Genomic DNA, 24,942 nt, shown 5'->3' with positions numbered 1-24,942 from the left:
AAGCGTGAGCGTGGGCGGCAGGCAATCAGCGCCTGCCGCCTTCAAGCAGCGGGTGTCAGCCCTTTTTCGGGTAACCCGCGCGCTTCATTTCACGCTCGGCCACGCTTTGGGCGCTGGTCAATGCCTGATCCACGGTGGAGGTGCCCACCAGTGCCGCCGAGAACTGTTGGCCGACGGAGGTGCCGATCGACTGGAACTCGGGGATGGTCACCAACTGGATGCCGACGTAAGGCACAGGCTTCAGGGTCGGTGATTTAGGCGTGACGGCCTTGAGGGATTCCAGGGTGATGTTGGCGAAAGGCGCGGCTTGTTTGTAGGCATCGGTGTAGGTCGATGCGCGGGTGCCTGGCGGCACGTTGGACACGCCGTCTTTCTCGGCCACCAGCGCGGCGTACTCTTTGGACGTCGCCCATTCGGTGAAGGCGCGCGCGTCCTTGTCGTTCTTCGCGCTGGTCGGGATCGCCAGTGCCCACGAGTACAGCCACGCCGAGCCCTTGTCGGTGACTTCGTGTGGCGCGTAGGTAAAGCCCACGCTGTCGGCGACTTTGCTCTGGGCTTTGTCGGTAACGAACGAGCCGGCCACGCTGGCATCCACCCAGATCGCGCACTTGCCGCTGTTGAACAGCGCGAGGTTTTCGTTGAAGCCGTTGCTGGAGGCGCCGGGCGGGCCGTCTTTTTTCATGACATTGGTGTAGAAGGTCAGCGCGTTCTTCCACTCAGGCTGGTCGAATTGCGGCTTCCATTGTTCGTCAAACCAGCGGGCGCCAAAGGAGTTGGCGATGGTGGTGATCAGCGCCATGTTCTCGCCCCAGCCCGCCTTGCCGCGGAGGCAGATGCCGTATTGTTCCTTGGACTTGTCGGTGAGCTTGTCGGCGAATTCGGAGATCTGCGTCCAGGTCGGCCGCTCCGGCATGGTCAGGCCGGCGGCCTTGAACAGGTCTTTGCGGTAGTAGGTGATCGAGCTTTCTGCATAGAACGGCAGGGCGAAGAGTTTGCCGTCAACCGACAAGCCATCGCGTACCGAAGGAAACACGTCGTCCAGCGCGTAGGACGCTGGCAGATCGTTCATTTCCTTGAGCCAGCCCTTGGCACCCCAGAGTGACGCTTCATACATGCCGATGGTCATTACGTCGAACTGGCCGCCCTTGGTGGCGATGTCAGTGGTCAGGCGCTGACGCAGCACGTTCTCTTCCAGCACCACCCACTTCAGCTTGATGTCTTTGTGCTGTTCTTCGAAGGTCTTGGACAGCCGCTGCATGCGGATCATGTCGCTGTTGTTGACGGTGGCGATGGTGACTTCACCGGCAGTGGCGCACAGGGACAGGAGGGTCAGACAGGTACCGGCAAGGAGAACATTTGCAGAGGTCTTCATTTATCACTCCTCTTCTGCGTCCAGGCGGACGTCAGAAGCTTGGTTATTGTTTTTGTTTCTTCCGGAGACCAGGAAGAATGTCAGTTGATTACAGCCTTGTGCGCGCTGGTTGACAAATCCTGCGGCGCACTTGAACTGATACTATTTTGCACTGAGGTTTCCAGCGGGCACGCCGCAAAACTGCCTCAGCGCATGGGGCGGGGCAGTTCCAGCGTAGTTGATGAGAGCGAAGGGGCAACGAATCAGTACAGGTTTTGTTCGGTCAGGCGCTGCACGGCGAGGCGTCGATAGTGCGAGGGGGTCATGCCTTTAAGCTTCTGAAAGCGTCGATTGAAGTTGGAAATGTTATTGAAACCCGACTCGAAGCAGACATCGGTCACCGGCCTGTCGCCATCGGCGAGCAGTTCGCAGGACTTGCTGATGCGCAGCCGGTTGACGAATTCGACAAAGCAGCGCCCGGTGGCCTGCTTGAACACGCGGGAGAAATAGGTCGGCTTCATGCCCAGGTAGTCCGCCACTTCTTCCAGCGGCAGCTCGCGGGCGTAGTGGGTGAAGATGTATTCCACGGCCTTGTTGGTGCGCTCCACGGCGTGATCATCGGACAGTTGCGACGCGGTGGTGCCGGACAGCAACTGGAAATCATCACTGGCCGCCAGTACTTCCAGCAGAATGAAGAAATGCCCCAGCCGGGTCATGCCCGTGGTGTCGGCAATCTTCTGCATCAGTCTGGTGGCTTGGCGGATGGTGCGCTTACAGCGGAATTCGATGCCGTACTGCGCGCGTTCGAGCAGCGGCGCCAGGGTTTTGAGTTCGGCGAACACCTGATTGCCGCTTTCCAGCAGCTCCTCGGTGAAGTTGACCAGCATGTCGCGCTTGGGCACAACCTCGTCTTCCTCGATCTGGCTGATCCAGTTGTGCGGAAGATTGGGGCCGGTGAGGAACAGCGTCTCAGGGTAGAAATTGCCGATGTAATCGCCGACGAAGACCTTGCCGGAACTGGCAACGATCAGGTGCAGCTCGTATTCCTTATGGAAATGCCAGCGCACCAGCGGACAGGGAAACCCGTGTTCGCGGTAAATGATCGACAGCCCGTTGTGGTCGTCCATCAACTCGTAGGAAGGGTCGGTGACTCTTGTTGTTTTGGTCATGCGGGTGCCGGTCTGGAGAGTGGCGTGGGAATAATGTGCACTATTTGTTGGGCGGAATACAGACGCGCGTTTTAAACAGCTGCAGATGAATGCACGAATTCAGTGGGACCGGCTTCAGCCGGGAAGAGGCCAGTACCAACACCTTCAATTCTGCATTGTGAGGTCCGACGCTTTCCCGGCTAAAGCCGGTCCCACTAGGTGATCGCGGTGTTCAGTGGGACCGCGGTGCTTCAGTAGGACCGGCTTCAGCCGGGAAGAGGCCGGTTTGCACGCCATCATTTCTGCGGTGTGACACCCGATGCTTTCCCGGCTAAAGCCGGTCTCACTATGTGACCGCGGTGTGCAGTAGGACCGGCTTCAGCCGGGAAGAGGCCGGTTTGAGCACCGTCAATCCTGCGGCGGGACGCTGATCTGCGGAGGGGACTAACCACACCCATCAACAACCCGATACGCTGATGCACCTTCCGCAAATGCCTCCAGAGAACCGCCACCCCATGAAAAAAATCCTCGTGATCGGCATTGGCGCGGGCAATCCCGAGCACATCACCGTTCAGGCGATCAAGGCGCTGAACAGCACCCAGGTGTTTTTCATCCTCGACAAGGGCTACGCCAATGACGACCTGCTGGCGTTGCGTCGGGAGATTTGCGAGCGTTACATCGAGGGCCATGACTATCGGCTGGTGCAGGTGAGCGACCCCAGGCGCAAGGACGATTCACCGTCCTATCGCAGCGGGGTCGAACACTGGCACGAGCAGCGCGCCGTGCTGTTCGAGCAATTGATCGCCGATGAAATAAAGGCAGGCGAGACCGGCGCGTTTCTGGTGTGGGGTGATCCGGCGCTGTACGACAGCACGATGCAGATTCTCGATCAGGTGCTCGCCCGGGGCCGCGAGTCATTTGCCTACGACGTCATTCCCGGGATCACCAGCGTGCAGGCGCTGGCCGCCGGGCACCGCATCGGCTTGAACCGCATTGGCGAGCCCATCAACATCACCACCGGTCGTGAGCTTGCAGCGGAGCAGGGCGAGCAGATCAGCAACAGCGTGGTGATGCTCGACGCCCATTGCACCTTCGAGCGGTTCGTCGATCAGGATTTGCACATCTATTGGGGCGCCTATCTGGGCACCCCTGACGAGATACTCATTTCAGGCCCGCTGCACAACGTCAGCGCGCAAATACGTCAGGCGCGTGAAACAGCACGGGCGCAGAAGGGCTGGATCATGGACACCTACCTGCTGCGCCGCGCCGTCCGCTAGACAAAACGCCTCAGGTGTTTTTGTTCTTGGCTTCGATCCACTGCGACATGTACTGCGTGCTCTTGTGCTGATGATGGCGAAGCATGGCACCGGTGAAGTTGGCCGCGCGATGGGCCTGCAGCGTGTCCCGCAGCGCAAGGATGCGTTCGACCAGCACGGCACAATGGCGGTCATGGCCAAAGCGCGCCGGCAGTAGTTCCCAGCCGTCCCGTTGCGCCTGTTGCCAGCGCGAACGATCGGTGTAAAGACTGACTGCCGCGTCCGCCAGCCCTTGCGCATCGCAGGCCACGGCGCCGGGAAACGCCAGTTCGCCGTGCATGGCCTCGGCGCCGATGGGCGTGGTCACGGTTGGCGTGCCGCAGACCATGGCATCAATGATCTTGCCCTTGATCCCCGCGCCGAATCGCAACGGCGCGAGAGAAACCCGCGCAACACCCATCACCGCCAGCGCATCTTCGGCCCAGTTCATGATGTGAAACCCTTGGGTAGCGTTATGCAGCGCTGCTGCCTTGGGCGGCGTATACGCGCCATACACATGAACCTGAGCTGCGGGCAGTTGCGCGCGAATCAGCGGCCAGACCGTGTTCTTCAGCCACAGCACTGCATCCCAGTTCGGGGCGTGGCGGAAGTTGCCGATGGTGATGAAGTGCGCCCGGTCGTCGAAGTCACGCGGGCTATGGGGCGACTCGCTTGGCTCTCGGACCAGCAGCGGTACCCAATGGAGCTGAGCACGGGGCACTGAAAACGCCTCGGTCAGCAGGTCGATTTCGACGTCGGAGACCATCAGGCTCAGGTCACTGCGGTGGATCGCGGCGATCTCGCGTTGGGCGAGGTCAGTGGTCGCCATCCGGGTGAACAGCTGATCCCGAGGCGTCTGAAAATACGCAGTCAGGTCAGCATCAGGTTTGCCGTCGAGCCGGTCCTTGACCGCCTGATGACGGGCATGGCGCAGGCTCTGCAGGTCGGACGTCTCAAGCAGGCGAAGGGCGTTCGGGCAGTGTTTTTCCACCCGCCAGCCGAACTGCTCTTCCATCAGAAACTGGTCGAACAACACTACGTCGGGCTGCAGTTCTCCGATGAAGGCATCAAAGCTGCTGTGGTTGAGGGCAATGGCGACTTCCGTGATACCCAGTGCGGTCAGGTCGGCCTTGTGTTCGCCTTCTGTGGCGGCGCTGGCGAAGGTGATTTGCCAGCCCTGTTCGAGAAAACAGTCGATCAATTGCATGACATGGCCGCTGGCCGCAGACGACTGCGGTTCGGGCCAGACGTAGCCAATGATCAGCACATGGATCGGGGATCGCTGCGCCAGGTGCTCAGTTGCCAAGAATGCTGTTTACCTTGTCGCGCAGCTGGTCGATGGAAAACGGCTTGCCGATATTGTGCATGCCCTCTGGGACATCAACGGAGTCCGCGTAGCCACTGGCAAACAGCACCGGAATGTCCTGGCGGATCTCACGCGCCTTTACGGCGAGATCTTTGCCGTTCATGTCGGGCAGGCCCAGGTCGGTCATCATCAGGTCGATGGTCTGGTCGGCGTTGTGCAGAACCGCGAGGGCCTCGCGGGCGTCGGCGGCTTCCAGCACGGCGTACTCAAGCTCCTCGAGGACGTCGACAATCAACATCCTGACGATGTTGTCATCTTCGACCACCAGAATCGTGCGGGATGAATCGGACATGGCAAGTTCCTTAATTGGGCAGGGAGCGCATCGCACGGCGTTGGTTTTCAGCGTTTCGCCGGGGGGCGCAATTGTGCCAAGTTCTGAGCGGCAACAACATGATTCAATTGAGTGTAGTGGCTTTTTGGTTGCACTCAAATGTACAGTTCGGGCCTGATTGTTCCCTATCTAATGTCAGAAAATTCAATCTTCTACGTCATCTGCTGGAGTTGTTGCCGAGGTTTGCGGCAAACTCCGTCGTTTAGACGAGTCCGCCTGAGCCCTTGTGATGATCACCAACTCTGCAGTCGACGAGCAACGTTTCCGCAAACTGTTAAGCCGCAACGTCAGTTTACCTTTGGCCGTCGGCGTGCTGAGTGCGGCCTTCTTCGTCATTCTGATCTCCTACCTGTTGTCGGCCATTCAGTGGGTCGAACACACCGATCGGGTCATCAACAATCTGAATCGCTCGCTCAAGCTCTCGGTGGACATGGAAACCGGGATGCGCGGCTTCCTGCTGACCGGCGATGAGCGTTTCCTCGATCCCTACGAAGTGGCCAAGCCGGCCATCATGAGCGAACTCCGAGGCCTTGAAGAACTGGTCGTCGATAACCCCGAGCAGGTCGACCGCTTCAAGCGACTGGCGGCGCTGCAGTCATCATGGAACGACTTTGCCCAGGAGATGATTAACCTGCGGCGCACCGGTGGCGACTATCAGACACCGATCAAGGACCGTCGCGGCAAGCGCCTGGCCGACGAGATGCGTGACCAATACGAACAGGCGGCAAACGTCGAGCATCAGTTGCGGCTGACACGCAACACCGACGTAACCCACACCACGGTGATGTCGGTCTCGCTGTACGTCGCTTTCATTCTGATCGTCAGCGGGATTCTCGCCTGGGTCGGGCGTCGGGACATGACCACGCTTTCCAACACCTACGCCGCGAACCTCAGGGCGCAACAGCTGGACGCTGAGCGCTTGTCCCACGTCGCCTGGCTGCGCAACGGTCAGAGTGAACTGGCCGAACAGGTCATTGGCCAGCTCACCCTCAACTTGCTGGGCCGTAATGTGCTGCACTTCTTCGCCCAATACCTGGGCGCGGTGGTGGCCGCGGTGTACGTGCGTCAGGAGCACGGCGGTCTGGTGCGCGTGGCTTCCTATGGTTTCTCCCGCGAGCAGGAGCAGCACGAGCAGTCGATCTACAGCGGTGAAGGCGTGGTCGGCAAGGCGGCCGAGCAGGATCAGATCATCACGCTGGATAACGTCCCGCAAGACTACTTCAAGGTCACTTCCGGATTGGGCGAGGGCTCACCGCGCAGCGTTGTGGTGGTGCCCACCAGCAATGATGACCACGTCAACGGCGTGATCGAACTGGGCTTCCTCCGCGAGCTGACGCCCCGCGACCTGGAGTTTCTTGAACTGGTAGCCGAGAACGTCGGCACGTCCATCGAGGCGGCGCGCTACCGTCAACGCTTGCAGGAAGTGCTCGCCGAAACCCAGCAGCTCAACGAAGAGCTTCAGGTGCAGCAGGAAGAACTGCGCACCGCCAACGAAGAACTGGAGGAGCAGTCCAGGATTCTCAAGGAGTCCCAGGCGTACCTGGAAACCCAGCAGGCGGAGCTTGAGCAGACCAACGAGCAGTTGGCCGAGCAGGGCAAGGCGCTGGCTGATCAGCGTGATGCACTGGACCGTAATAACGAAGAACTGCACATCGCGCAGATTGAGCTGGAAGCCCGCGCCGACGAACTGCAACGCTCCAGCAAGTACAAATCCGAGTTCCTTGCCAACATGTCCCACGAGCTGCGCACGCCGCTGAACAGCTCGTTGATTCTGGCCAAGCTGCTGGCGGAAAACCCGCAGGACAACCTCTCCGAAGAACAGGTCAAGTTCGCTGAATCGATCTATTCGGCCGGCAATGACTTGCTCAACCTGATCAATGACATCCTGGACATCTCCAAAGTCGAAGCCGGCAAGCTCGACATGCGACCGGAAAACAGCAGCGTCAGCCGTTTGGTTGAAGGCCTGCGCATGACTTTCCAGCCGCTGGCGTCCGAAAAGAAGCTGGAATTCTCGGTGGAGATTCAATCCGGCACGCCTGTGTCGCTGTACACCGATCGCCAGCGCCTGGAGCAGATCCTCAAGAACCTGCTGTCCAACGCCGTCAAGTTCACCGAAAGCGGCACCGTCAGCCTGACGGTTTCCCGTCAGCCCGGCGAAGGCGTGGCCTTCACCGTGCGCGACTCCGGAATCGGCATCGCGCAAGAGCAGCAAGAGAGCATTTTCGAAGCGTTCCGTCAGGCCGATGGCACCACCAATCGCCGTTACGGCGGCACGGGTCTCGGGCTGTCGATCTCCCGCGATCTGGCGCGCCTGCTCGGCGGTTCGATCAGCGTGACCAGCGCGCCGGGGCAGGGCAGTATCTTCACCCTGGTTCTGCCGGAAGAGTACGTCGAAGTCGAGCCTTCCCAGTACGCCGACGACCCGGTGGTTGCCGTGCAGCCTGCGCCCGTAGCAGCCCGCATCACGCCGCCAGCGCCAGTCGCCGCCAAGGCTGCGCCGCCCGTAGCGCCTATTCCGCGCTTCGCTGACGACCGCGACAAGGCGCCGTTCAGCAACCGCTGCATTCTGGTGATCGAAGACGAAGTGCGCTTTGCCCACATCCTCTACGACCTGGCCCACGAACTGGGCTACAACTGCCTGGTGGCCCACGCCGCTGACGAAGGCTTCGACCTGGCCTCTTCGTTTATCCCGGATGCCGTCCTGCTGGATATGCGCCTGCCGGACCATTCCGGTCTGACCGTGCTGCAACGTCTGAAAGAGCTGCCGAGCACCCGGCACATCCCGGTGCACGTGATTTCCGTCGAAGACCGTCAGGAAGCCGCGCTGCAAATGGGCGCCATCGGCTACGCCGTCAAGCCGACCACCCGCGAAGAGCTCAAGGACGTGTTCGCCCGGCTGGAGGCCAAACTCACGCAGAAGGTCAAGCGCATCCTGCTGGTCGAAGACGACGCCTTGCAGCGTGACAGCATCGCGCGGCTGATCGGTGACGACGACATCGAGATCACCGCCGTCGGCTTCGCTCAGGATGCCCTTGATCTGCTGCGCGACAATGCCTACGACTGCATGATCATCGACCTGAAACTGCCGGACATGCTCGGCAACGAGCTGCTCAAACGCATGTCCATCGACGAGATCTGCGCGTTCCCGCCGGTCATCGTCTACACCGGGCGCAACCTGACCCGTGACGAAGAAGCCGAGCTGCTCAAGTACTCGCGCACCATCATCATCAAGGGCGCGCGCTCTCCGGAACGCCTGCTCGATGAGGTCACGCTGTTCCTGCACAAGGTCGAGTCGCAGCTGTCGAACGAGCGCCAGAAGATGCTCAAGACCGCGCGCAGTCGCGACCGGGTGTTCGAAGGGCGCAAGATCCTGGTGGTCGACGACGACGTGCGCAACATCTTCGCCCTGACCAGCGCGCTGGAGCACAAAGGCGCCATCGTTGAGGTGGGGCGTAATGGCCTGGAAGCGATCGAGAAGCTCAACACCGTCGAGGACATCGATCTGGTGCTGATGGACGTGATGATGCCGGAAATGGACGGCTACGAAGCCACCATCGAGATCCGCAAGAACCCGCGCTGGCGCAAGCTGCCGATCATTGCCGTGACGGCTAAAGCGATGAAGGACGATCAGGATCGCTGTCTGCAGGCCGGTTCCAACGACTACCTGGCCAAGCCGATTGACCTGGACCGGCTGTTCTCGCTGATTCGCGTGTGGCTGCCGAAGATGGAACGTATCTGAATGAACCGGATCAATTGACCGCCTTTTAGCCCGATCCAGAGTGTTGCCGATGCCCCAAGAACGAGACGCTGATATCGAGTTGCGCTTGCTGATCGAAGCCATCTACTTGAAGTACAGCTACGATTTTCGCGATTACTCGGGGGCGTCGGTGAAACGACGGGTCGCCCATGCGTTGCGTCAGTTTGAACTGAAGACCATTTCGGCGTTGCAGGAGCGGGTGCTGCATGACCCTTCGGCGTTCATGCAGCTGCTGCAATTCCTGACGATCCCGGTCAGCGAGATGTTCCGCGACCCGACGCACTTCCTGACGATCCGCGAAGAAGTCGTGCCGCTGCTCAAGACCTACCCGTCGGTGAAAATCTGGATTGCCGGGTGCAGCACGGGCGAAGAGGTTTACTCGATGGCGATCCTGCTGCGCGAGGAAGGGCTGCTTGAGCGCACCATCATCTACGCCACCGACATCAATCCCCGTTCCCTGGAAAAGGCCAAGCAAGGCATCTTTTCGATGGAGAACATGCGTGGCTATAACGAGAACTACCTGAAGGCCGGCGGCAAGCGGCTGTTTTCGGAGTACTACACGGCCGCCTACGATTACGCGATTTTCGACAAGACCCTGCGCGAGAACGTCACCTTCGCCGATCACAGTCTGGCAACGGACAGCGTGTTCTCCGAGACTCAGTTGATCTCCTGCCGCAACGTGCTTATCTATTTCAACAAGAAGTTGCAGGACCGCGCATTCGGCTTGTTTCACGAATCCCTGTGCCACCGCGGCTTTCTCGTGCTCGGCAGCAAGGAAACCCTGGACTTCTCGGGGTACAAGAACAAGTTCGACCCCTTGGTCAAACTCGAGCGGATCTACCGCAAATCATGAGAACGTCTTTTCCCGGCAGCACCCCGGAGCAGCCCGCGTTGCCGGCGGTGGACGCGATTGTGGTCGGCGCGTCCGCCGGTGGTGTCGAAGCGCTGCTGAAAATTTTCCGTACGCTGCCCAAGCGCTATCGGCTGCCCATCCTGGCGGTGCTGCACGTGCCGGAACAGCGCCGCAGTCAGCTGGCCGAGGTCTTTGCCGTCAACCTGGCGATACCGGTCAAGGAAGCGGACGATAAAGAGACCATCGAGCCTGGCACGCTGTACTTCGCCGCGCCCGGGTATCACCTGTCGATCGAGAACGATTTCAGCCTGTCGCTGAGTCAGGAGGAGCGCGTGCATCATTCGCGTCCGAGCATCGACATCCTGTTCGAATCGGCGGCCGACGCCTATGGCAAACGCTTGGCTGGGGTGTTGCTGACCGGTGCAAACAGCGATGGCGCGCGCGGCATTGCTCGAATCAAGGAGTACGGTGGTCTCACCGTGGTCCAGGACCCGGCCCAGGCGCTCGCGCGGGCCATGCCCGAAGCGGCGCTTGCCCTTCACACGCCGGATTTTCTATTGCCTTTGCCCGACATCGGGTCCTTGCTTGTCGAGCTGGAACGAATTGCATGCTGAGTGAAATCAAAGCCAAACTGCTGATCGTGGATGATCTGCCGGAGAACCTGCTCGCGCTTGAAGCGTTGATCAAGCGTGAGGACCGTCAGGTGTTCAAGGCGTTGTCTGCGGATGAGGCGTTGTCGTTGCTGCTCGAACACGAGTTTGCGATGGCGATTCTCGACGTGCAGATGCCAGGGATGAACGGCTTCGAACTCGCCGAGCTGATGCGCGGTACCGAGAAGACCAAGAACATCCCGATTGTGTTCGTCAGTGCGGCCGGGCGAGAGCTCAATTACGCGTTCAAGGGTTATGAAAGCGGTGCCGTGGATTTCCTGCACAAGCCCCTCGATATTCATGCGGTGAAGAGCAAGGTCAACGTGTTCGTCGACCTGTATCGCCAGCGCAAGGTCCTGAAGCAGCAACTCGATGAGCTCGAACGCAGCCGCGCGGAACAGGAAGCCCTGATGCAGGAGCTGAAGTCGACCCAGAGCGAGCTGGAGCGTGCGATCCGCATGCGCGATGACTTCATGTCGATCGTCTCCCACGAGGTGCGCACGCCGCTCAATGGCCTGATTCTCGAAACACAGCTGCGCAAGCTGCATTTGGCCAAGGACAACGCTTCGGCGTTCACCATGGAAAAACTCAGGGCCATGGTCGACCGCGATGAGCGGCAGATTCAGAGCCTGATCCGGCTGATCGAGGACATGCTCGATGTGTCGCGGATCCGGACCGGCAAGCTGTCGATCCGTACCAGCCCTTTTGATTTGTCGGAGTTGGTGGTCAATCTGGTGGAAAGCTATTCCGCGCAGATCGCCGCCGCCGGCAGCGCGGTGACGTTGCAGGCGAAGACGCCAGTGATTGGTGTGTGGGATGAGTTTCGTATCGAGCAGGTGGTGGCGAATCTGTTGACCAATGCTTTGCGCTACGGCGCGCACAAGCCGATCGAGTTGCGGGTGTACAGCGAGGCTGGCGAGGCGCGGGTGGAGGTGCGCGATCACGGGATCGGGATCAGCGCGGAAAACCAGAAGCGCATTTTCCAGCAGTTCGAGCGGGTTGCGGCGAGTCATGCGGTGGCGGGGCTTGGCCTCGGGCTGTTTATTTCTGACCAGATCGTGGCCGCTCATGGCGGGCGGATCAGTGTCGAGAGCGAGGAAGGGGCGGGGTCGATGTTTCGGGTATCGCTGCCGCTCTGATTGGCGGCGATGCTTGTTACGCCAACATCAAAAGCGTCTGCCTGGGGGCAGACTGTTTCGCCTTCGGCGAGTTACTTGATAAAGCCCCAAGTAACCAAGGGCTTGTGCTCCTGGTTGGGCTCCTCCTTCGTCGGAGTACCTTCACTCCGGTCCCGCTCCGTGGGCCCGCGCCGAACGGACATCCATGTCCTGACGGCGCTCTCGCCGCATCCATGCGGCTCGGCCCACTGCGCGAGACCTGCGTTCAGCCTGCACCCAAGTCGCGATTTGTGTCGTCTGGACTTTTTTCGTACGAAGATCAAAAGCAAAGCAGAGCAGATCAAAGGCTTCCCGGCTAAAGCCGGTCCTACTGGGTGTATGCGGTGCCGTGCTGTTCTGATCGTTCCCACGCTCTGCGTGGTAACGCCGCCCCCGGACGCTCCGCGTCACGAAGGCGACACGCACTCAGGCCTGGGGAGGTGACGCGGAGCGTCACGGGATGCATTCCCACGCGGAGCGTGGGAACGATCATCAAGCCGGCTCCTACGGTGAAATCGCGTTCACCCAGTGGGAACGATCCACTGACACACCGCGCACCCCGTAGGACCGGCTTCAGCCGGGAAGCTACTGGTTTTGCTTTTGCTTTTGCTTTTGCTTTTGCTGTTGATCTTCTACGCGGTAGTCCATACACCACAAAACGCGACTTGGGTGCAGGCCGAACGCAGACGACGCGCAGTGGGCCGAGCGGCATGGATGCCGCGAGAGCGCCGTCAGGACATGGATGTCCGTTCGGCGCGGGCCCACGGAGCGTCGTCGGAGTGAGGGAACCCGACGAAGTCGGGCCCAACCAGGAGCAGGCACCCTTGGTTACTTGGGGTGCTTTTCCAAGTAACTCGCCGAAGGCGAAACAGGAGGCCGTTAGGCCGACCCATCCGGTGATCAATCAAATAACTCATCAACCTGCGCAACCTCCAGCGCGGGCCATGGTCGTAATGGCAGCTATCTATAAGATCAAAGGCGTTCAAATGAGCTCTGATGCAGAAAATGTCGTACTCATCGTCGAAGACGAGCCGCTCATTCTGATGCTGCTGTCCGATTACCTGTCGGGCGAAGGCTATCGGGTGTTGCAGGCGGAGAACGGGGAGCAGGCATTCGAAATTCTTGCCACCAAACCCCACCTCGATTTGATGATCACCGATTACCGCCTCCCCGGCGGGGTGTCTGGCGTGATGATCGCCGAGCCCGCCGTCAAGCTGCGACCGGAGCTCAAGGTCATCTTCATCAGTGGCTACCCGGCAGAGATCGTTGACTGCGGCAGCCCGATCACCAAAAAGGCGCCGATTCTCGCCAAGCCGTTCACCATGGAAACGCTGCACTCGCAGATTCAAACCCTGCTCAACTGATTTCCTCCACCCTGAGCAACAAAAACAACAAAGCCGGCAATCGCCGGCTTTTGTGTCTGCAGCGCCTGCCTCAGCCCTCGATCATCTCCCGCACCTTGGCCGTCAATTGGTCAAAGGCAAACGGTTTGGTGATCATCTGCATACCTTCTTCAAGGAACCCCGAGCGGGCGCTGGCGTTTTCCGCGTAGCCGGTGATGAACAGCACTTTCAGATCCGAGCGCAACTGCCGACCAATGTCGGCCAGCTGACGCCCATTCATGCCCGGCAGGCCGACGTCGCTGATCATCAGGTCAATGCGCTGGCCCGATTCCAGGATCGGAATCGCCCCGGCGGCATCACCCGCTTCCACGTACGCGTAACCCAGTTCGCTCAGCACCTGGCTGACCAGTGCGCGCACGGCCGGATCGTCTTCAACCAATAGAATGGTTTCGCCTTCACGGGCCTGGGCCGTGTCGTTGGGCAGGGCGGGGTCATCTTGCTGCGCCGCCCCGTGGTAACGCGGGAGAAACAGCTGGACGGTTGTGCCGTCGCCAACCTGGCTCTCGATGGCGACGTGCCCGTGGGATTGCTTGACGAAGCCGTAGATCATGGACAAACCGAGACCGGTACCCTGGCCGATCGGCTTGGTGGTGAAAAACGGATCGAATGCCCGGCTAATGACGGTTTCCGGCATTCCGCAGCCCGTGTCGCGCACGCTGAGCACCACGTAGTCACCCGGCAGGAGATTCTCGTAAGCGTTGGTGAAATCGCGGTCCAGGCTGCGGTTGAAGGTCTCGATCATCAGCATGCCGCCATCGGGCATGGCGTCGCGAGCGTTGAGCACCAGGTTGAGCAGGGCGCTTTCGAGCTGGTTCGGGTCGGCCTCGGCGGTCCACAATTCCGGGTCCAGGCACATGTCGAGACGGATGCTCTCGTTGACGCTGCGGTTCAGCAGTTCGCCCATGGAGTTGACAAGGTCATTCATCAAGACCGGCTTGGCGTCCAGCGACTGGCGCCGCGAGAACGCCAGCAAACGGTGGGTCAGGGCGGCGGCGCGATTGGCCGAGGTAACGCCCAGGTCAATCAGGCCATCCAGGTCGTCGGTGCGGCCCCGAGCGATGCGTCGTCTCAGCAGTTCGAGGCTGCCGATGATACCGGTCAGCATGTTGTTGAAATCGTGGGCGATACCCCCGGTGAGCTGGCCCACTGCTTCCATCTTCTGCGACTGACGCAGGACTTCTTCATTGTGGCGCAGCTGGGAGGTGCGTTCCTCGACTTGCTGCTCCAGGGTTTCGTTGAGCTGGCGCAGCTGCTGTTCGGCCAGCTTGCGCTCGGTGATGTCCGAGGTCACGCCGGACAGCAGGGTGACGCGGCCATCGCGCGCGCGGATCGCCCGGGCCCGAATATCGACCCAATGCACCGAGCCGTCCGGCCAGACGTTGCGAAACTCGATGATGAAATCGGCGCCGCTGTCCAGCGTTTGCTGCAACATCGACTGCATGCGGGGCTGGTCTTCAGCATGCACCGCACCCAGCCAGTCGTGGTACGAGAGCGTGTCGCGCTCGTCCCGGCCAAAGTGCGCTTTGGTGATGTCCGAGCAATCGAGGCCGAGGAACTGGGTGTCCAGCTGCCAGGAACCCAGTCGCCCGGCTTTGAGCGCATGTTGCAGGCGCTGCTCGCTTTCCTGCAATTCCTCGAGGCGGCTGCGGGCTTCGTACTGTCGTCGGCGCCCGCGCACGGCGGTGCTCACCAGGCTGATGAGCGTGGCCGGGTGGAACGGCCGCTCTAGAAACGTGACGTTGCCGAGCATCTTGCCCAGGTGGGCTGAAGGGTTCTGTTTGGGGCCGCCGTGATGGGTCAGCAACACGATGGGGAAGTCCGACCAGGCCGGCTGATTGGCCAGCAAGCTGAGCAGCGGGTTGATGTCAGCGCCGCGCAAGGCCTCATCGGCGATGATCGCCAGACCGGCACCGGACATCAGCTCATTGCACAGCTGCCCCAGGTCGGGGGTGATGATCGCCGGGTAGCCGGCTTCCTGCAGCATGGTCGACGCGATCAGGCTGTCGCGTCCGAGAGGGGCCAGGATAATGGCCCGTTCCGATAACTGTCCCGGAGTGCTCACGCGTCGGTGTCCCGCAGCAGCGGATTATTATCACCGAGATATTGAGGGATGCCACGCAGTACGCCCTGAAAGGCTTCCAGCGGTTCGCCGATGGTCATGCCGGACGAACTGATGCGGTATTCACGAATAGTTGACTCATGGGTGCCTGTGCGTTTTTTGATGACAGAAATGGCCCGACGGACCTGACCCAGCGCCTCGAAATAACGCAGCAGGATCACTGAGTCGGCGAGGTAGGTGATGTCCACCGGGGTCTGCATGTCGCCGACCAGACCGTGCTGGGCAACGGTCATGAACGTGGAGGCGCCATGACGATTGAGGTAGAGCAGCAATTCGTGCACGTGCAGGACCAGCGCGTTCTCTTCAGGCATCGCGGCCTGGTAGCCGTTGAGGCTGTCGATCACGACGGTCTGGATGCCCAGTTCGTCGACGCAGCGGCGAACGCGGTGGGCAAACTCACCGGGGGACAATTCAGCGGCATCGACTTGCTGGATAAGCAGATTGCCAGTCTCCTCAAGTGCGCGAAGATCAATGCCCAGTTTGCTCATCCGGCTGTACAGCAGCCCGAGTTCTTCATCAAAGATAAACAGCGCCGCCTTCTCGCCGCGCTCCACCGCCGCAGCGGCGAACTTCAACGCGATCAACGATTTGCCGGTGCCCGCAGGCCCCAGAATCACAGTGCTGGAACCGGTATCCAGCCCGCCACCGAGCAGGGCGTCGACTTCCTTGATGCCGCTGCTGAGCTGGCGGCTGACGTACCCGGTACGGTGCTCGGCCGCCACCAGGCGAGGAAACACCTGAATGCCGTCGTCCATGATGTTGAAGTCATGATAGCCGCCGCGGTACTTCTGACCGCGATACTTCACCACCCGCAGGCGTCGACGTTCGGCGCCGTAGGTCGGCGTCTGGCCTTCGAGGCGGATCACGCCGTGGGCAACGCTGTGGACGGTTTTGTCCAGGGATTCGGTGGTGAGGTCGTCGAGCAGTACGACGGTAGTGTCGTAGCGCGCGAAGTAATGCTTGATCGCCAGGATCTGCCGGCGATAACGCAACGAGCTTTGCGCCAGCAGGCGGATTTCCGAGAGGCTGTCGATGATCACCCGCGAAGGTTTGACCTGCTCGACAATTTCGAAAATCTGCTTAGTCGCCTCGCCCAGTTCAAGGTCCGAGGAATACAGCAAACTCTGCTGATGAGCAGCGTTCAACAAATCTTCAGGGGGTGTCAGTTCGAACACCGAGATGTTTTCGTCCAGCTCCCAGCCGTGGGAGCGGGCGCCGTCGCGCAATTCGCGCTCGGTTTCAGACAGCGTGATGTACAGACCACGTTCGCCCGCCGCTGCGCCTGCCAGCAGAAACTGCAGCGCGACGGTGGTTTTGCCGGTGCCGGGCTCTCCTTCCAGGAGAAACACGTGACTGCGCGAAAGGCCACCCGCAAGGATGTCATCCAGGCCCACGATACCGGTTGCCGCTTTTGATGTAGTCAAGAATCGCCCTCTTGCGACCTGAGAAAAGGTCGGGCGCCGGAACAGGCCGGCTACCCAGGCAGACATGGCCGGGAACCCCGGTTACATGCAGCCATCACTCTGGACCGTTACCGGCTGGGAGCGTTCAGTTTATTGCGGGCCGACCGACGGCTTTGCGAGACGGGGGGCAGCAGATTCGAGGTCCGGCAAATGGCGCAACCGTGGCCTGCGGGCGCACAGATTGACTTGCTATGATTCGGCGTCAAGGAATAAACCCCCATATGGCCCATAAAAGGATCTGAAGCCGTGTCTGACTACAGTGCGTTCAAGGTCGAACTGGCCGACCACATTGCCCACGTGCAAATCAATCGTCCGGAGAAAATCAACGCGATGAACGCCGCGTTCTGGCAGGAGATCATCGAGATTTTCCGCTGGGTCGACGACACCGACGACGTCCGCGTGGTGGTGCTCAGTGGCGCGGGCAAACACTTCTCTTCCGGCATCGACCTGACGCTGCTCGCCTCGGTGGCCAGCGAGCTGGGCAAGGACGTGGGCCGCAACGCTCGCCTGCTGCGCCGCAAGATTCTGCAGATGCAGGAATCCTTTAGCGTAGTCGACCGTTGCAGCAAACCGGTGCTCGCCGCCATTCAGGGCTATTGCATCGGCGGCGCCATCGATCTGATCAGTGCCTGTGACATGCGCTACGCGGCGGACGATGCGCTGTTTTCCATTCGTGAAATCGACATGGGCATGGCGGCGGATGTCGGCACTTTGCAGCGCCTGCCGCGATTGATCGGGGACGGCATGATGCGCGAAATGGCCTACACCGGCCGCAACGTCGGCGCCGAAGAAGCGCTGCGCATTGGCTTGGTCAACCGCACGTTCAGCGACCTGCCGCAGTTGCTCGAAGGCGTGTTCGCCATCGCCCGGGACATCGCCGGCAAGTCCCCCATCGCCATCAGTGGCAGCAAGCGGATGATCGGCTACATGCGCGATCACAGCGTGGACGACGGCCTCGAATACATTGCCACCTGGAACGCTGCCATGTTGCAATCGGCCGACCTGAAGCTGGCGATGGTGGCTCACATGAGCAAACAGAAGCCGGTCTTCGACAATTGATTGACCTATTTGAATGCATGACCGCCTGCCGCTTCTGAGCTCTCTATCGAGCTGGGGACGGGCAGCTCGGTGATCAGAGGAGTTGAGGCATGACGCGCCCGAAGCGTTGGACCACCGCCGTACTTGATGTCCAGGCACCCGGCGGTTGGGCTGTGGTTCAGAGTGACCAGGGCTTTTTGAAGGACAGTAACGGCGTGCTGTTCCCGCGCGAATGGCTGAAGCGGCAGGACCTGCCCTTGATGCACGAGCACGGCATTGGCCATTTCGATGGCGAGCCGGTGTACGTACAGACCCTTCGGGATTCGCAGGAGGTGGGTCCGGCCCTGGATTTAGAGGGCTCGCAGTGGCAGACCCTGCGCCAGTTCATGCTCGCCGACGACGCTGATGTGTTCCAGATGCTTGGCTACGCGGCGCAGATCAGCACCTGGGCCCGTGAACACCGTTTTTGTGGCAGTTGCGGTCAACCGGCACAGCAAGTGCCGGGCGAGCGGGCGATGTATTGCCCGCACTGCAATCTGCGCGCTTATCCGCGGATCTCGCCGAGCATGATCGTGCTGATCACCCGTGGCGATGAAGTGCTGCTGGCGCGCTCGCCGCGTTTTGTGTCGGGGGTCTACAGCACGCTGGCCGGGTTCGCCGAGCCGGGTGAGTCGGCCGAGGACTGCGTACGGCGCGAGGTGATGGAAGAGGTTCAGGTGACGGTCAAGAACATCCAGTACATGGGCAGCCAGTGCTGGCCGTTCCCGCACTCGATGATGCTCGGCTTCCATGCGGAATACGACAGGGGCGACATCGTCCCCCAGGCAGACGAAATAGAAGACGCCCAGTGGTTCAGCATCCATGACCTGCCGCCGTTGCCGGCCAGTCGCTCGATTGCGCGCTACCTGATCGACCTGTATCTGGCCCGGCGCTCAGGCTCAGTTGAACCAGTGCTGCCAGGCCAGGCGGACGGTTAAGCCCAGCACCACGGTGATGAAGACAGGGCGGATGAACTTGGCGCCGCCCTTGATCGCGGTTCTGGCGCCCAGAAAGGCGCCGACCATCAGCGCCAGGCCCATCGACAGACCAATGACCCAGTCCACAGACCCGTTGATGGCAAAGATCATCAGCGCGGCGGCGTTGCTGACGAAGTTCATGCTGCGGGCGACGCCGCTGGCTTTCACCAGATCGACGGGGTACATCAACAGCGTGCTGACTGTCCAGAACGCGCCGGTGCCGGGACCGGCCACGCCGTCGTAAAAGCCCAGCCCGAGGCCTTGGGGCAACTGCCATTTGGTCTTGATCGGCGCATTGCTGTCCAGCGGCGCCTTGGGCGTGCCGCCGAACAGCAGGTACAGCCCGCAGCCGAACACGATCACCGGGAGCATCTGGTTCAGCAGTTCGGCCGGCAGATAATGCGCGACCACCGCACCGATCAGCGCCCCCACCGCCGTGCCGATCAGCGCGCGTTTCCATTGCGCCGGGTTAAACAGCTTGCGTCGGTAAAAGGTGTAGCTGGCAGTGGCCGAGCCGAAGGTCGAGCTGAGCTTGTTGGTGCCCAACACCAGATGCGGCGGCAGGCCGGCAGTGAGCAGGGCAGGCGTGGTCAACAGCCCGCCGCCGCCTGCGATGGCGTCGATGAATCCGGCGGCAAAGGCAACGACAGCCAGCACCAGAAGGGTGGTGGGTTCAACGGTGAGTTCGAAAGGCATGGGAAGGCGCTTATCGGGCAGATGGGCAGAATGGCTGCCCGCAAGCGCAGCATTCTACCTGCAAGGCGTGCGGTGTAGTAGGCCGGCTTCAGCCCGGAAGAGGCCGGCGTGAACACCCTCAACTTCGCGGTGTGGCACCGGACGCCTTCCCGGCTAAAGCCGGTCCCACAATGAGGCGCCATCGCCAATCCGACTGGATGCGTGGACTTGCAGTTATTGGGGCCGGCTTCAGCCAGGAAGAGGCCAGCCTTGCCAACATTGAATTCGCGGCGTAACCACTGACGCCTTCCCGGCTAAAGCCGGTCCCACAATAAGGAGCCATCGCCAATCCGACTGGATGCGTGGTGCTGTTAGTGGGACCGGCTTCAGCCGGGAAGAGGCCGGCGTGAACACCCTCAACTTCGCGGTGTGGCACCGGACGCCTTCCCGGCTAAAGCCGGTCCCACAATGAGGCGCCATCACCAATCCGACTGGATGCGTGGACTTGCAGTTATTGGGGCCGGCTTCAGCCAGGAAGAGGCCAGCCTTGCCAACATTGAATTCGCGGCGTAACCACTGACGTCTTCCCGGCTAAAGCTGGTCCCACAATAGGGGCCATCGCCAATCCGACTGGATGCGTGGGCTGTAGTTAGTGGGACCGGCTTCAGCCGGGAAGAGGCCGGCGTGAACACCCTCAACTTCGCAGTGTGGCGCCGGACGCCTTCCCGGCTAACGCCGGTCCTGGATTGAGACCCGCATTTGCTCCAGCGGCTGTCCAGCCAGCGAGGGTCATGTGATATTCACACTTTGCGGCACATGATCGTGTGCGTTGTATCAAAAGGGCCCGCCAACGGGCCTCATCAATCAAGAGGAAGCAGGATGCCGACACATAACGCTCAGGTGGACCTGGCCCATCGCCCCCGTCTTGCTGATCTTCAGCCCATTACGGCCGCCCCGTCATCCCATGCCACCGCGCTGCGCTCAACCCCGCAAGCACGGGTCACGCCGGCATCGGAGCTGGAAGGCCGGTCCGGCTACAGCGGCGATTTTCTCGGAGACTTCGTCGTGCCGTGGCCAACGGCGTCATCAGCGGAGGACGTGTTTCCCGTGGGCACTCCGGGCAATCGTCTGGATTACACCCACTTTTCCGTCAGCATGTCCCGGAGTCGGCGCATCGCGCTGTACGTCGGCGTGAACATTGAGGGGGGCAGCAGCGTCGAGATTGTGCGGAGTCAGGACGCCTGGGCCTACGACGGTCGCCTGCCGGTCGAGGCGCAGATTGGCGACGAGCTGTACCGCGACAACCTGCTGGATCGCGGTCATCTGGTTCGCCGCCAGGACCCCAACTGGGGCGCCGAGGCGCAAACCGCCAATCAGGACACTTTCCATTTCACCAACTGCTCGCCGCAGATGTCGGCCTTCAACCAGAAGACCTGGCTGGAGCTCGAAGACTTCATCCTGGGAAACACTCGCCGCTGGAAAGAGCGAGCCACGGTCTTCACCGGACCCGTCCTGCGCAGTGACGACCCGCTGTACCGGGGCGTGCAAATTCCCCGAGCCTTCTGGAAAGTCGTCGCGTTCCTCGGCGATGACGGCAAACCTTCGGCCAGCGCGTACGTCATCGACCAGACCCGCGAGCTGGGCAAGCTGGAACTGATGTTTGGCGCACTGAGGACGTATCGACGCAGCGTTACGCAGATTGAAGCGCTCACCGGCATCGGTTTTGGCGAGCTGGCGCGCTATGACGGATTTTCCAATGAAGAGCAGGTCACCGGCACCCGGATCGAGGCACTGATTCAACGGCCGGAGGATATTCGGCTCTAGGTCAATGCGGCGCCTGTGGGGCGACTATGCCGGGAACGGGGCCTCGGGCTTTGCCGCCGAGGCCTCCAAGCGCATCGTTCAGCCGGACTAATCGGCGCATCGCCGGGTCTCAGGAACCTTGGGTCAGCAGCGTGCCGGGCATGTTCTGTTGCACGTAAACGATCACAACGACCATGACAACTCCGAACAGCCACTGCAGCGGACTGAGCCCGGCAATCCGGTAGATCGCTTGCAACGGCCGTCGCCACCGGTATTGCCGATCCAGCGGCGCCGCGCGTCTGGTTGGCAGTTTGCCGAGCAGGAGAGTAATCACGTACGTGACCACGCCGAGCAGTCCGAGCCATTTCCATAGAGTGAAAGCCACGACGAACATCGGCACGCTGTTGCGGATCACCAGATAACGCCGATCCCGCGTCAGTTGGTGGCGTGCGCACCACGCGCTCACGCGTTGATCGATGTCGTAGAAGGATTCCGTGAACGTGACCCAGTGCTCCAACAGCCATTTGCCCATGTAAGCGGCCAGCACCCCCAGCAGGATCAGGAGCGGCGACATAATCACCATGACGGGAAGCTCGTCGGGTTGCAGGCGATCCATCATTCCGAGGCCGAGGGTGATTGTCATGCCGGCGCAGGCTCGCTTCATCACGTGCTGCGGACTTTCGTGTCCTACCAGTGCTTTCCAGAACCATGGATTGTGATCCGGAAATCTCTTGGGCCAGTCGGGAAACCGCTTCGTGAAGTCCTCGGATAATTGTTCGCAAGCCTGCCAGTCAGCCTCGGTGAATGTGGCGGTGCGTGCCTGCAGGCGTTCCCCGGATGAACCGGTCAGGAACAGCGCAGCAGCAGTGGCGCCTGGGTCGGGATGCTGATCGCCCTGGCGTGCGAGCGCACGCAATTCGTCCAGCCATTTCTTCTCTTCGCAGCGCCAGAGCAGGGCGTGCCATTGCTCATCGATGATAGGCACAGCCGCTTCGGCTGCCGCCCAGTCGAACAGCCGCCGAACCTGCTGTAACAACGCGGGGGACCAGTTCTTATGTTCGAGAAAAAGATCGAGCACCTGCTTTTGCAGCGTTTGACGACGGGCCAGATCGCCCAGCCAGCCTTGGCGACTGTGGCGCTCAAGGCACTCGATGAAGCGTGTTTCATCGCCGGCCGCCATGTGCTGCTCCAGCCTGCGGTACAAGCCCATGGAGAGCAAATGGCCGAGCTGCTCTTGATCGGAGTGCCGAGGACGAACTTGTTGCCAGGGTGTCAGCCACTGGCGGGTTTCGAGGCCCCATCGCAACAGGTTCGGGTGCGCATCCGGCGCGTTCACGCAACGTACAAACAGCAAGGCTTCGAAGTTCGCTTCGATGCCTTTTGCGATGGCTTCATTCCAGCAGTCATCAACGGTGTTGTCGTCAAAGCGTTGAAGCAGATCGGCGGCCAGTTCGTGCGCCGAACGCACTACCGGCCCGGCAAAAGGCGCGGGCCTTGCCACCAGAGGCGCTGCCAAGGTCTCTTTCATCGCTGCCCCGTCTGCGCAGTCCTCGGGGCCCTCACGGGCTAGCTGCAACGCGCGTTCGTAGGCTTCACGCAGTTGCTGAAACGCGACGGGGTCTTCATCAGGGCGGGTGACCTTCAGCAGTCTGGCGTACTGCCGTTTAACGCTGCGCTCATCGGAGCGGGCGGGGAGATCGAGAATCTTCCAGCAATCGAACGTCGTGTCCATGGGTCATTGCCACCCGCCATGTTCCAGCTGCTTGAGCCGCTCGTTCAACTCCGTGCGCGTCTGCCGGATGAGGCGCTCGTCCTGACTGTCGAGGGCGCGCTGAAACTGGCTCGCCCAGTCACCGATCAGTTCGCGGCGTTCTCCCAGGCTCTCTTGATAGAGATGCTCCAGACGCGCCATCAACAGCGTATTGATCTGCTGATCGCGCGGATGCACCTTGAGCGCAGCGAGCGCTTGCAGGCGCTCGGCGATTTCTTCAGGGCTGAGCACGCCGGGGTTGTTTTCGATCACCAGTGCGAACGCATCGCCAGTGCTGGGAATAGTGACCTGACATTCAAGAATGCCGTTGTTGTCGTACGTGAAGCGCACGTCGAGACTGACGTTGCCTTCATTGCGCGGCGGAAGGGGAATCTCCAGTTCGCCCAGAGGAATGTTGTCGCGCACAAGACGACTTTCGCCCTGGAAGATGCTCACCGTCACGCCGGTTTGTCCCGCTTCGGAAGAGTAAACGGTCTTCACCCGGCTGACCGGTACGGTGGTGTTGCGCTCGATGATCGGCAGATAGTGCCCATACTCACGGTGCCGGCCGACCCGTTCTGCGACCTCAATGCCCAAGGTGTAGGAACAGACGTCGGTCAGCACCACTTCTTCCAGGGCCGCGTTCCGGGATTTAAGCGCCGCCTGTATCGCTGCGCCGTGGGCCACGGCTTCATCCGGGTTGAGCTGGATCGAAGGAAAGCGCCCGAACATGCCCGCCGCCAGTTTGCGCACCAGCGGCATACGCGTGGTGCCGCCGACCAACAGGATTTCGTCCAGATCGCCGACCTGCAGCCTGGCATCGCGCATGGCGCGCTCGACCGGATTGCGCAACCGCTCGAGCAACGGCGCATACAGCGCGGCGATGTCCTCCTGGCTGAAGGTGTGCTGCCACTCCCTGCCGTCCACGCGCAGGACGAACTCACCGCTGCGCGCCTGGCCGAGGGCGATGCGCAGGCGTTGGGCCTCGCGGTGCAGCGCGTGGGTGATTGATTCGGGAGTGGGAAAGCCTGGCTGTTCGGCTTGGGAGCGAACGAAAGCCTCGGCCAGCAGCCGGTCAAAATCTTCGCCACCGAGGAAGTTGTCGCCCGCACTGGCACGCACTTCCATGACCCCCTCGAAGAGCTCAAGGATCGACACGTCAAACGTCCCGCCCCCCAGGTCGAACACCAGAAACGAACTTTCCTTGCCGTGCTGCGGCAAGCCGAACGCCAGGGCGGCGGCGGTGGGTTCGTTGATCAGCTTCTCGACCTTGAGGCCGGCCAGTTCCCCTGCGATACGCGTGGCTTTGCGTTGGGCATCGCTGAAGTAGGCGGGGACACTGATAACCGCCTCAACGACCGTCTCGCCATAGGCGCGCTCGACGTCCTCCTTGAGGCTTCTAAGCACCAGCGCTGAAAGCTCTTCGGGACGAAACAGGTGGTCGCCGAGGGCCGTCTGGTGGGCGCTGCCCATGTGGCGTTTGAACAACGCGGTGGTCAGAGAAGGGTGAGTGTGCAGGCGTTCGCGAGCGGCTTGCCCGACCAGAATCCGACCCTCGTCGTCCAGGCCGACCACGGAGGGGGTGAGCAGCTCGCCCAGCGCGTTCGGCACCAGCACGCTGGCATCGTCTTTCCAGAGCGCGATCAGGCTGTTGGTGGTGCCAAGGTCAATCCCGACAATCATGGCTGAAGTCCTGTGCGGGTCTTGTCTTTCATGGGCGTTGTCTTCCTTGAGCCTGAAGGTTGGGTGCGCTGATTTGAGAGTGAT

General features: G+C 61.0%; 18 protein-coding genes. 9 read left to right on the top strand and 9 right to left on the bottom strand.

Annotation, left to right across the window (positions count from 1 at the left end; translation table 11 throughout):
* Window positions 1-55: 55 nt before the first annotated feature.
* Both BMY98_RS04795 and BMY98_RS04790 read right to left on the bottom strand, forming a co-directional pair.
* Window positions 56-1,372 carry an ABC transporter substrate-binding protein gene (locus BMY98_RS04795; RefSeq protein WP_074885467.1) on the bottom strand — a complete coding sequence of 439 codons (1,317 nt, stop codon included), beginning with the start codon at window positions 1,370-1,372 and terminating at the stop codon, window positions 56-58.
* A gap of 242 nt (window positions 1,373-1,614) precedes the next feature.
* Window positions 1,615-2,520 (bottom strand): AraC family transcriptional regulator, encoded by a 906-nt coding sequence (locus BMY98_RS04790; protein WP_074885464.1) that lies wholly within the window; start codon window positions 2,518-2,520, stop codon window positions 1,615-1,617.
* 494 nt (window positions 2,521-3,014) lie between these two features.
* Between BMY98_RS04790 and cobF the strand changes: the two genes are divergently transcribed.
* Window positions 3,015-3,776 (top strand): precorrin-6A synthase (deacetylating), encoded by a 762-nt coding sequence (gene cobF, locus BMY98_RS04785; protein WP_074885461.1) that lies wholly within the window; start codon window positions 3,015-3,017, stop codon window positions 3,774-3,776.
* 10 nt (window positions 3,777-3,786) lie between these two features.
* Here cobF and BMY98_RS04780 read toward each other — a convergent pair whose 3' ends face one another.
* Both BMY98_RS04780 and BMY98_RS04775 read right to left on the bottom strand, forming a co-directional pair.
* Window positions 3,787-5,100 carry a glycosyltransferase gene (locus BMY98_RS04780; RefSeq protein WP_425438845.1) on the bottom strand — a complete coding sequence of 438 codons (1,314 nt, stop codon included), beginning with the start codon at window positions 5,098-5,100 and terminating at the stop codon, window positions 3,787-3,789.
* The gene (locus tag BMY98_RS04775) at window positions 5,090-5,452 is read right to left on the bottom strand and encodes a response regulator (RefSeq protein WP_074885458.1); all 363 of its coding nucleotides are present in this window, start codon (window positions 5,450-5,452) and stop codon (window positions 5,090-5,092) included. The genes BMY98_RS04780 and BMY98_RS04775 overlap by 11 nt, the downstream gene beginning before the upstream one ends.
* Window positions 5,453-5,720: 268 nt before the next feature.
* On the opposite strand from BMY98_RS04775, the gene BMY98_RS04770 reads away from it, so the two are divergent.
* The 5 genes from BMY98_RS04770 to BMY98_RS04750 all read left to right on the top strand — a co-directional run bounded on the left by BMY98_RS04770 (window position 5,721) and on the right by BMY98_RS04750 (window position 13,272).
* Window positions 5,721-9,230 (top strand): response regulator, encoded by a 3,510-nt coding sequence (locus BMY98_RS04770; RefSeq protein ID WP_074885455.1) that lies wholly within the window; start codon window positions 5,721-5,723, stop codon window positions 9,228-9,230.
* 49 nt (window positions 9,231-9,279) lie between these two features.
* A complete protein-coding gene (locus BMY98_RS04765) occupies window positions 9,280-10,101 on the top strand; it encodes a CheR family methyltransferase (RefSeq protein ID WP_074885451.1) in 822 nt (273 codons plus the stop codon).
* Window positions 10,098-10,715 (top strand): chemotaxis protein CheB, encoded by a 618-nt coding sequence (locus BMY98_RS04760; RefSeq protein ID WP_074885448.1) that lies wholly within the window; start codon window positions 10,098-10,100, stop codon window positions 10,713-10,715. Before BMY98_RS04765 ends, BMY98_RS04760 begins: the two co-directional genes overlap by 4 nt.
* Window positions 10,709-11,890 (top strand): hybrid sensor histidine kinase/response regulator, encoded by a 1,182-nt coding sequence (locus BMY98_RS04755; protein ID WP_074885446.1) that lies wholly within the window; start codon window positions 10,709-10,711, stop codon window positions 11,888-11,890. Before BMY98_RS04760 ends, BMY98_RS04755 begins: the two co-directional genes overlap by 7 nt.
* A 1,004-nt stretch (window positions 11,891-12,894) precedes the next feature.
* Window positions 12,895-13,272 carry a response regulator gene (locus tag BMY98_RS04750; protein ID WP_074885442.1) on the top strand — a complete coding sequence of 126 codons (378 nt, stop codon included), beginning with the start codon at window positions 12,895-12,897 and terminating at the stop codon, window positions 13,270-13,272.
* A gap of 70 nt (window positions 13,273-13,342) precedes the next feature.
* Here the strand turns inward: BMY98_RS04750 and BMY98_RS04745 are convergent, their stop codons facing one another.
* A complete protein-coding gene (locus BMY98_RS04745) occupies window positions 13,343-15,373 on the bottom strand; it encodes a response regulator (RefSeq protein ID WP_074885439.1) in 2,031 nt (676 codons plus the stop codon).
* The gene (locus tag BMY98_RS04740; protein ID WP_074885437.1) at window positions 15,370-16,854 is read right to left on the bottom strand and encodes an ATPase domain-containing protein; all 1,485 of its coding nucleotides are present in this window, start codon (window positions 16,852-16,854) and stop codon (window positions 15,370-15,372) included. The genes BMY98_RS04745 and BMY98_RS04740 overlap by 4 nt, the downstream gene beginning before the upstream one ends.
* Before the next feature lie 285 nt (window positions 16,855-17,139).
* On the opposite strand from BMY98_RS04740, the gene BMY98_RS04735 reads away from it, so the two are divergent.
* Window positions 17,140-17,952, top strand: a complete 813-nt coding sequence (locus tag BMY98_RS04735) for a crotonase/enoyl-CoA hydratase family protein (RefSeq protein ID WP_074885435.1) — start codon at window positions 17,140-17,142, stop codon at window positions 17,950-17,952.
* An 89-nt stretch (window positions 17,953-18,041) separates the two neighbouring features.
* A complete protein-coding gene (gene nudC / locus BMY98_RS04730; protein WP_074885432.1) occupies window positions 18,042-18,908 on the top strand; it encodes an NAD(+) diphosphatase in 867 nt (288 codons plus the stop codon).
* On the opposite strand, the gene BMY98_RS04725 is transcribed toward nudC, so the two are convergent.
* A complete protein-coding gene (locus BMY98_RS04725; protein WP_074885429.1) occupies window positions 18,870-19,643 on the bottom strand; it encodes a TSUP family transporter in 774 nt (257 codons plus the stop codon). The two genes, nudC and BMY98_RS04725, sit on opposite strands and share 39 nt — an antisense overlap.
* A gap of 858 nt (window positions 19,644-20,501) precedes the next feature.
* Between BMY98_RS04725 and BMY98_RS04720 the strand changes: the two genes are divergently transcribed.
* Window positions 20,502-21,446, top strand: a complete 945-nt coding sequence (locus BMY98_RS04720) for a DNA/RNA non-specific endonuclease (protein WP_074885426.1) — start codon at window positions 20,502-20,504, stop codon at window positions 21,444-21,446.
* Window positions 21,447-21,555: 109 nt separating this feature from the next.
* On the opposite strand, the gene BMY98_RS04715 is transcribed toward BMY98_RS04720, so the two are convergent.
* A complete protein-coding gene (locus BMY98_RS04715; RefSeq protein WP_074885424.1) occupies window positions 21,556-23,157 on the bottom strand; it encodes a J domain-containing protein in 1,602 nt (533 codons plus the stop codon).
* Between the two features lie 3 nt (window positions 23,158-23,160).
* Window positions 23,161-24,858: a molecular chaperone HscC gene (locus BMY98_RS04710; RefSeq protein WP_074885421.1), complete on the bottom strand. Its 1,698-nt coding sequence runs from the start codon at window positions 24,856-24,858 to the stop codon at window positions 23,161-23,163.
* Between the last annotated feature and the right edge of the window lie 84 nt (window positions 24,859-24,942).

It is taken from the genome of Pseudomonas graminis, from assembly GCF_900111735.1.
Taxonomy (GTDB): Bacteria; Pseudomonadota; Gammaproteobacteria; order Pseudomonadales; family Pseudomonadaceae; genus Aquipseudomonas; species Aquipseudomonas graminis.
The sequence above is the reverse complement of the archived record's forward strand: the minus strand, read 5'-3'. Positions and strand labels throughout refer to the sequence as shown.

What these genes read in the sequence shown, in the direction of transcription:
- BMY98_RS04795 (WP_074885467.1), bottom strand. Translation starts at nt 1,372, where the DNA reads ATGAAGACCTCTGCAAATGTTCTCCTTGCCGGTACCTGTCTGACCCTC.
- BMY98_RS04790 (WP_074885464.1), bottom strand. Translation starts at nt 2,520, where the DNA reads ATGACCAAAACAACAAGAGTCACCGACCCTTCCTACGAGTTGATGGAC.
- cobF (WP_074885461.1), top strand. Translation starts at nt 3,015, where the DNA reads ATGAAAAAAATCCTCGTGATCGGCATTGGCGCGGGCAATCCCGAGCAC.
- BMY98_RS04775 (WP_074885458.1), bottom strand. Translation starts at nt 5,452, where the DNA reads ATGTCCGATTCATCCCGCACGATTCTGGTGGTCGAAGATGACAACATC.
- BMY98_RS04770 (WP_074885455.1), top strand. Translation starts at nt 5,721, where the DNA reads ATGATCACCAACTCTGCAGTCGACGAGCAACGTTTCCGCAAACTGTTA.
- BMY98_RS04765 (WP_074885451.1), top strand. Translation starts at nt 9,280, where the DNA reads ATGCCCCAAGAACGAGACGCTGATATCGAGTTGCGCTTGCTGATCGAA.
- BMY98_RS04760 (WP_074885448.1), top strand. Translation starts at nt 10,098, where the DNA reads ATGAGAACGTCTTTTCCCGGCAGCACCCCGGAGCAGCCCGCGTTGCCG.
- BMY98_RS04755 (WP_074885446.1), top strand. Translation starts at nt 10,709, where the DNA reads ATGCTGAGTGAAATCAAAGCCAAACTGCTGATCGTGGATGATCTGCCG.
- BMY98_RS04750 (WP_074885442.1), top strand. Translation starts at nt 12,895, where the DNA reads ATGAGCTCTGATGCAGAAAATGTCGTACTCATCGTCGAAGACGAGCCG.
- nudC (WP_074885432.1), top strand. Translation starts at nt 18,042, where the DNA reads ATGACGCGCCCGAAGCGTTGGACCACCGCCGTACTTGATGTCCAGGCA.
- BMY98_RS04725 (WP_074885429.1), bottom strand. Translation starts at nt 19,643, where the DNA reads ATGCCTTTCGAACTCACCGTTGAACCCACCACCCTTCTGGTGCTGGCT.
- BMY98_RS04720 (WP_074885426.1), top strand. Translation starts at nt 20,502, where the DNA reads ATGCCGACACATAACGCTCAGGTGGACCTGGCCCATCGCCCCCGTCTT.
- BMY98_RS04715 (WP_074885424.1), bottom strand. Translation starts at nt 23,157, where the DNA reads ATGGACACGACGTTCGATTGCTGGAAGATTCTCGATCTCCCCGCCCGC.
- BMY98_RS04710 (WP_074885421.1), bottom strand. Translation starts at nt 24,858, where the DNA reads ATGATTGTCGGGATTGACCTTGGCACCACCAACAGCCTGATCGCGCTC.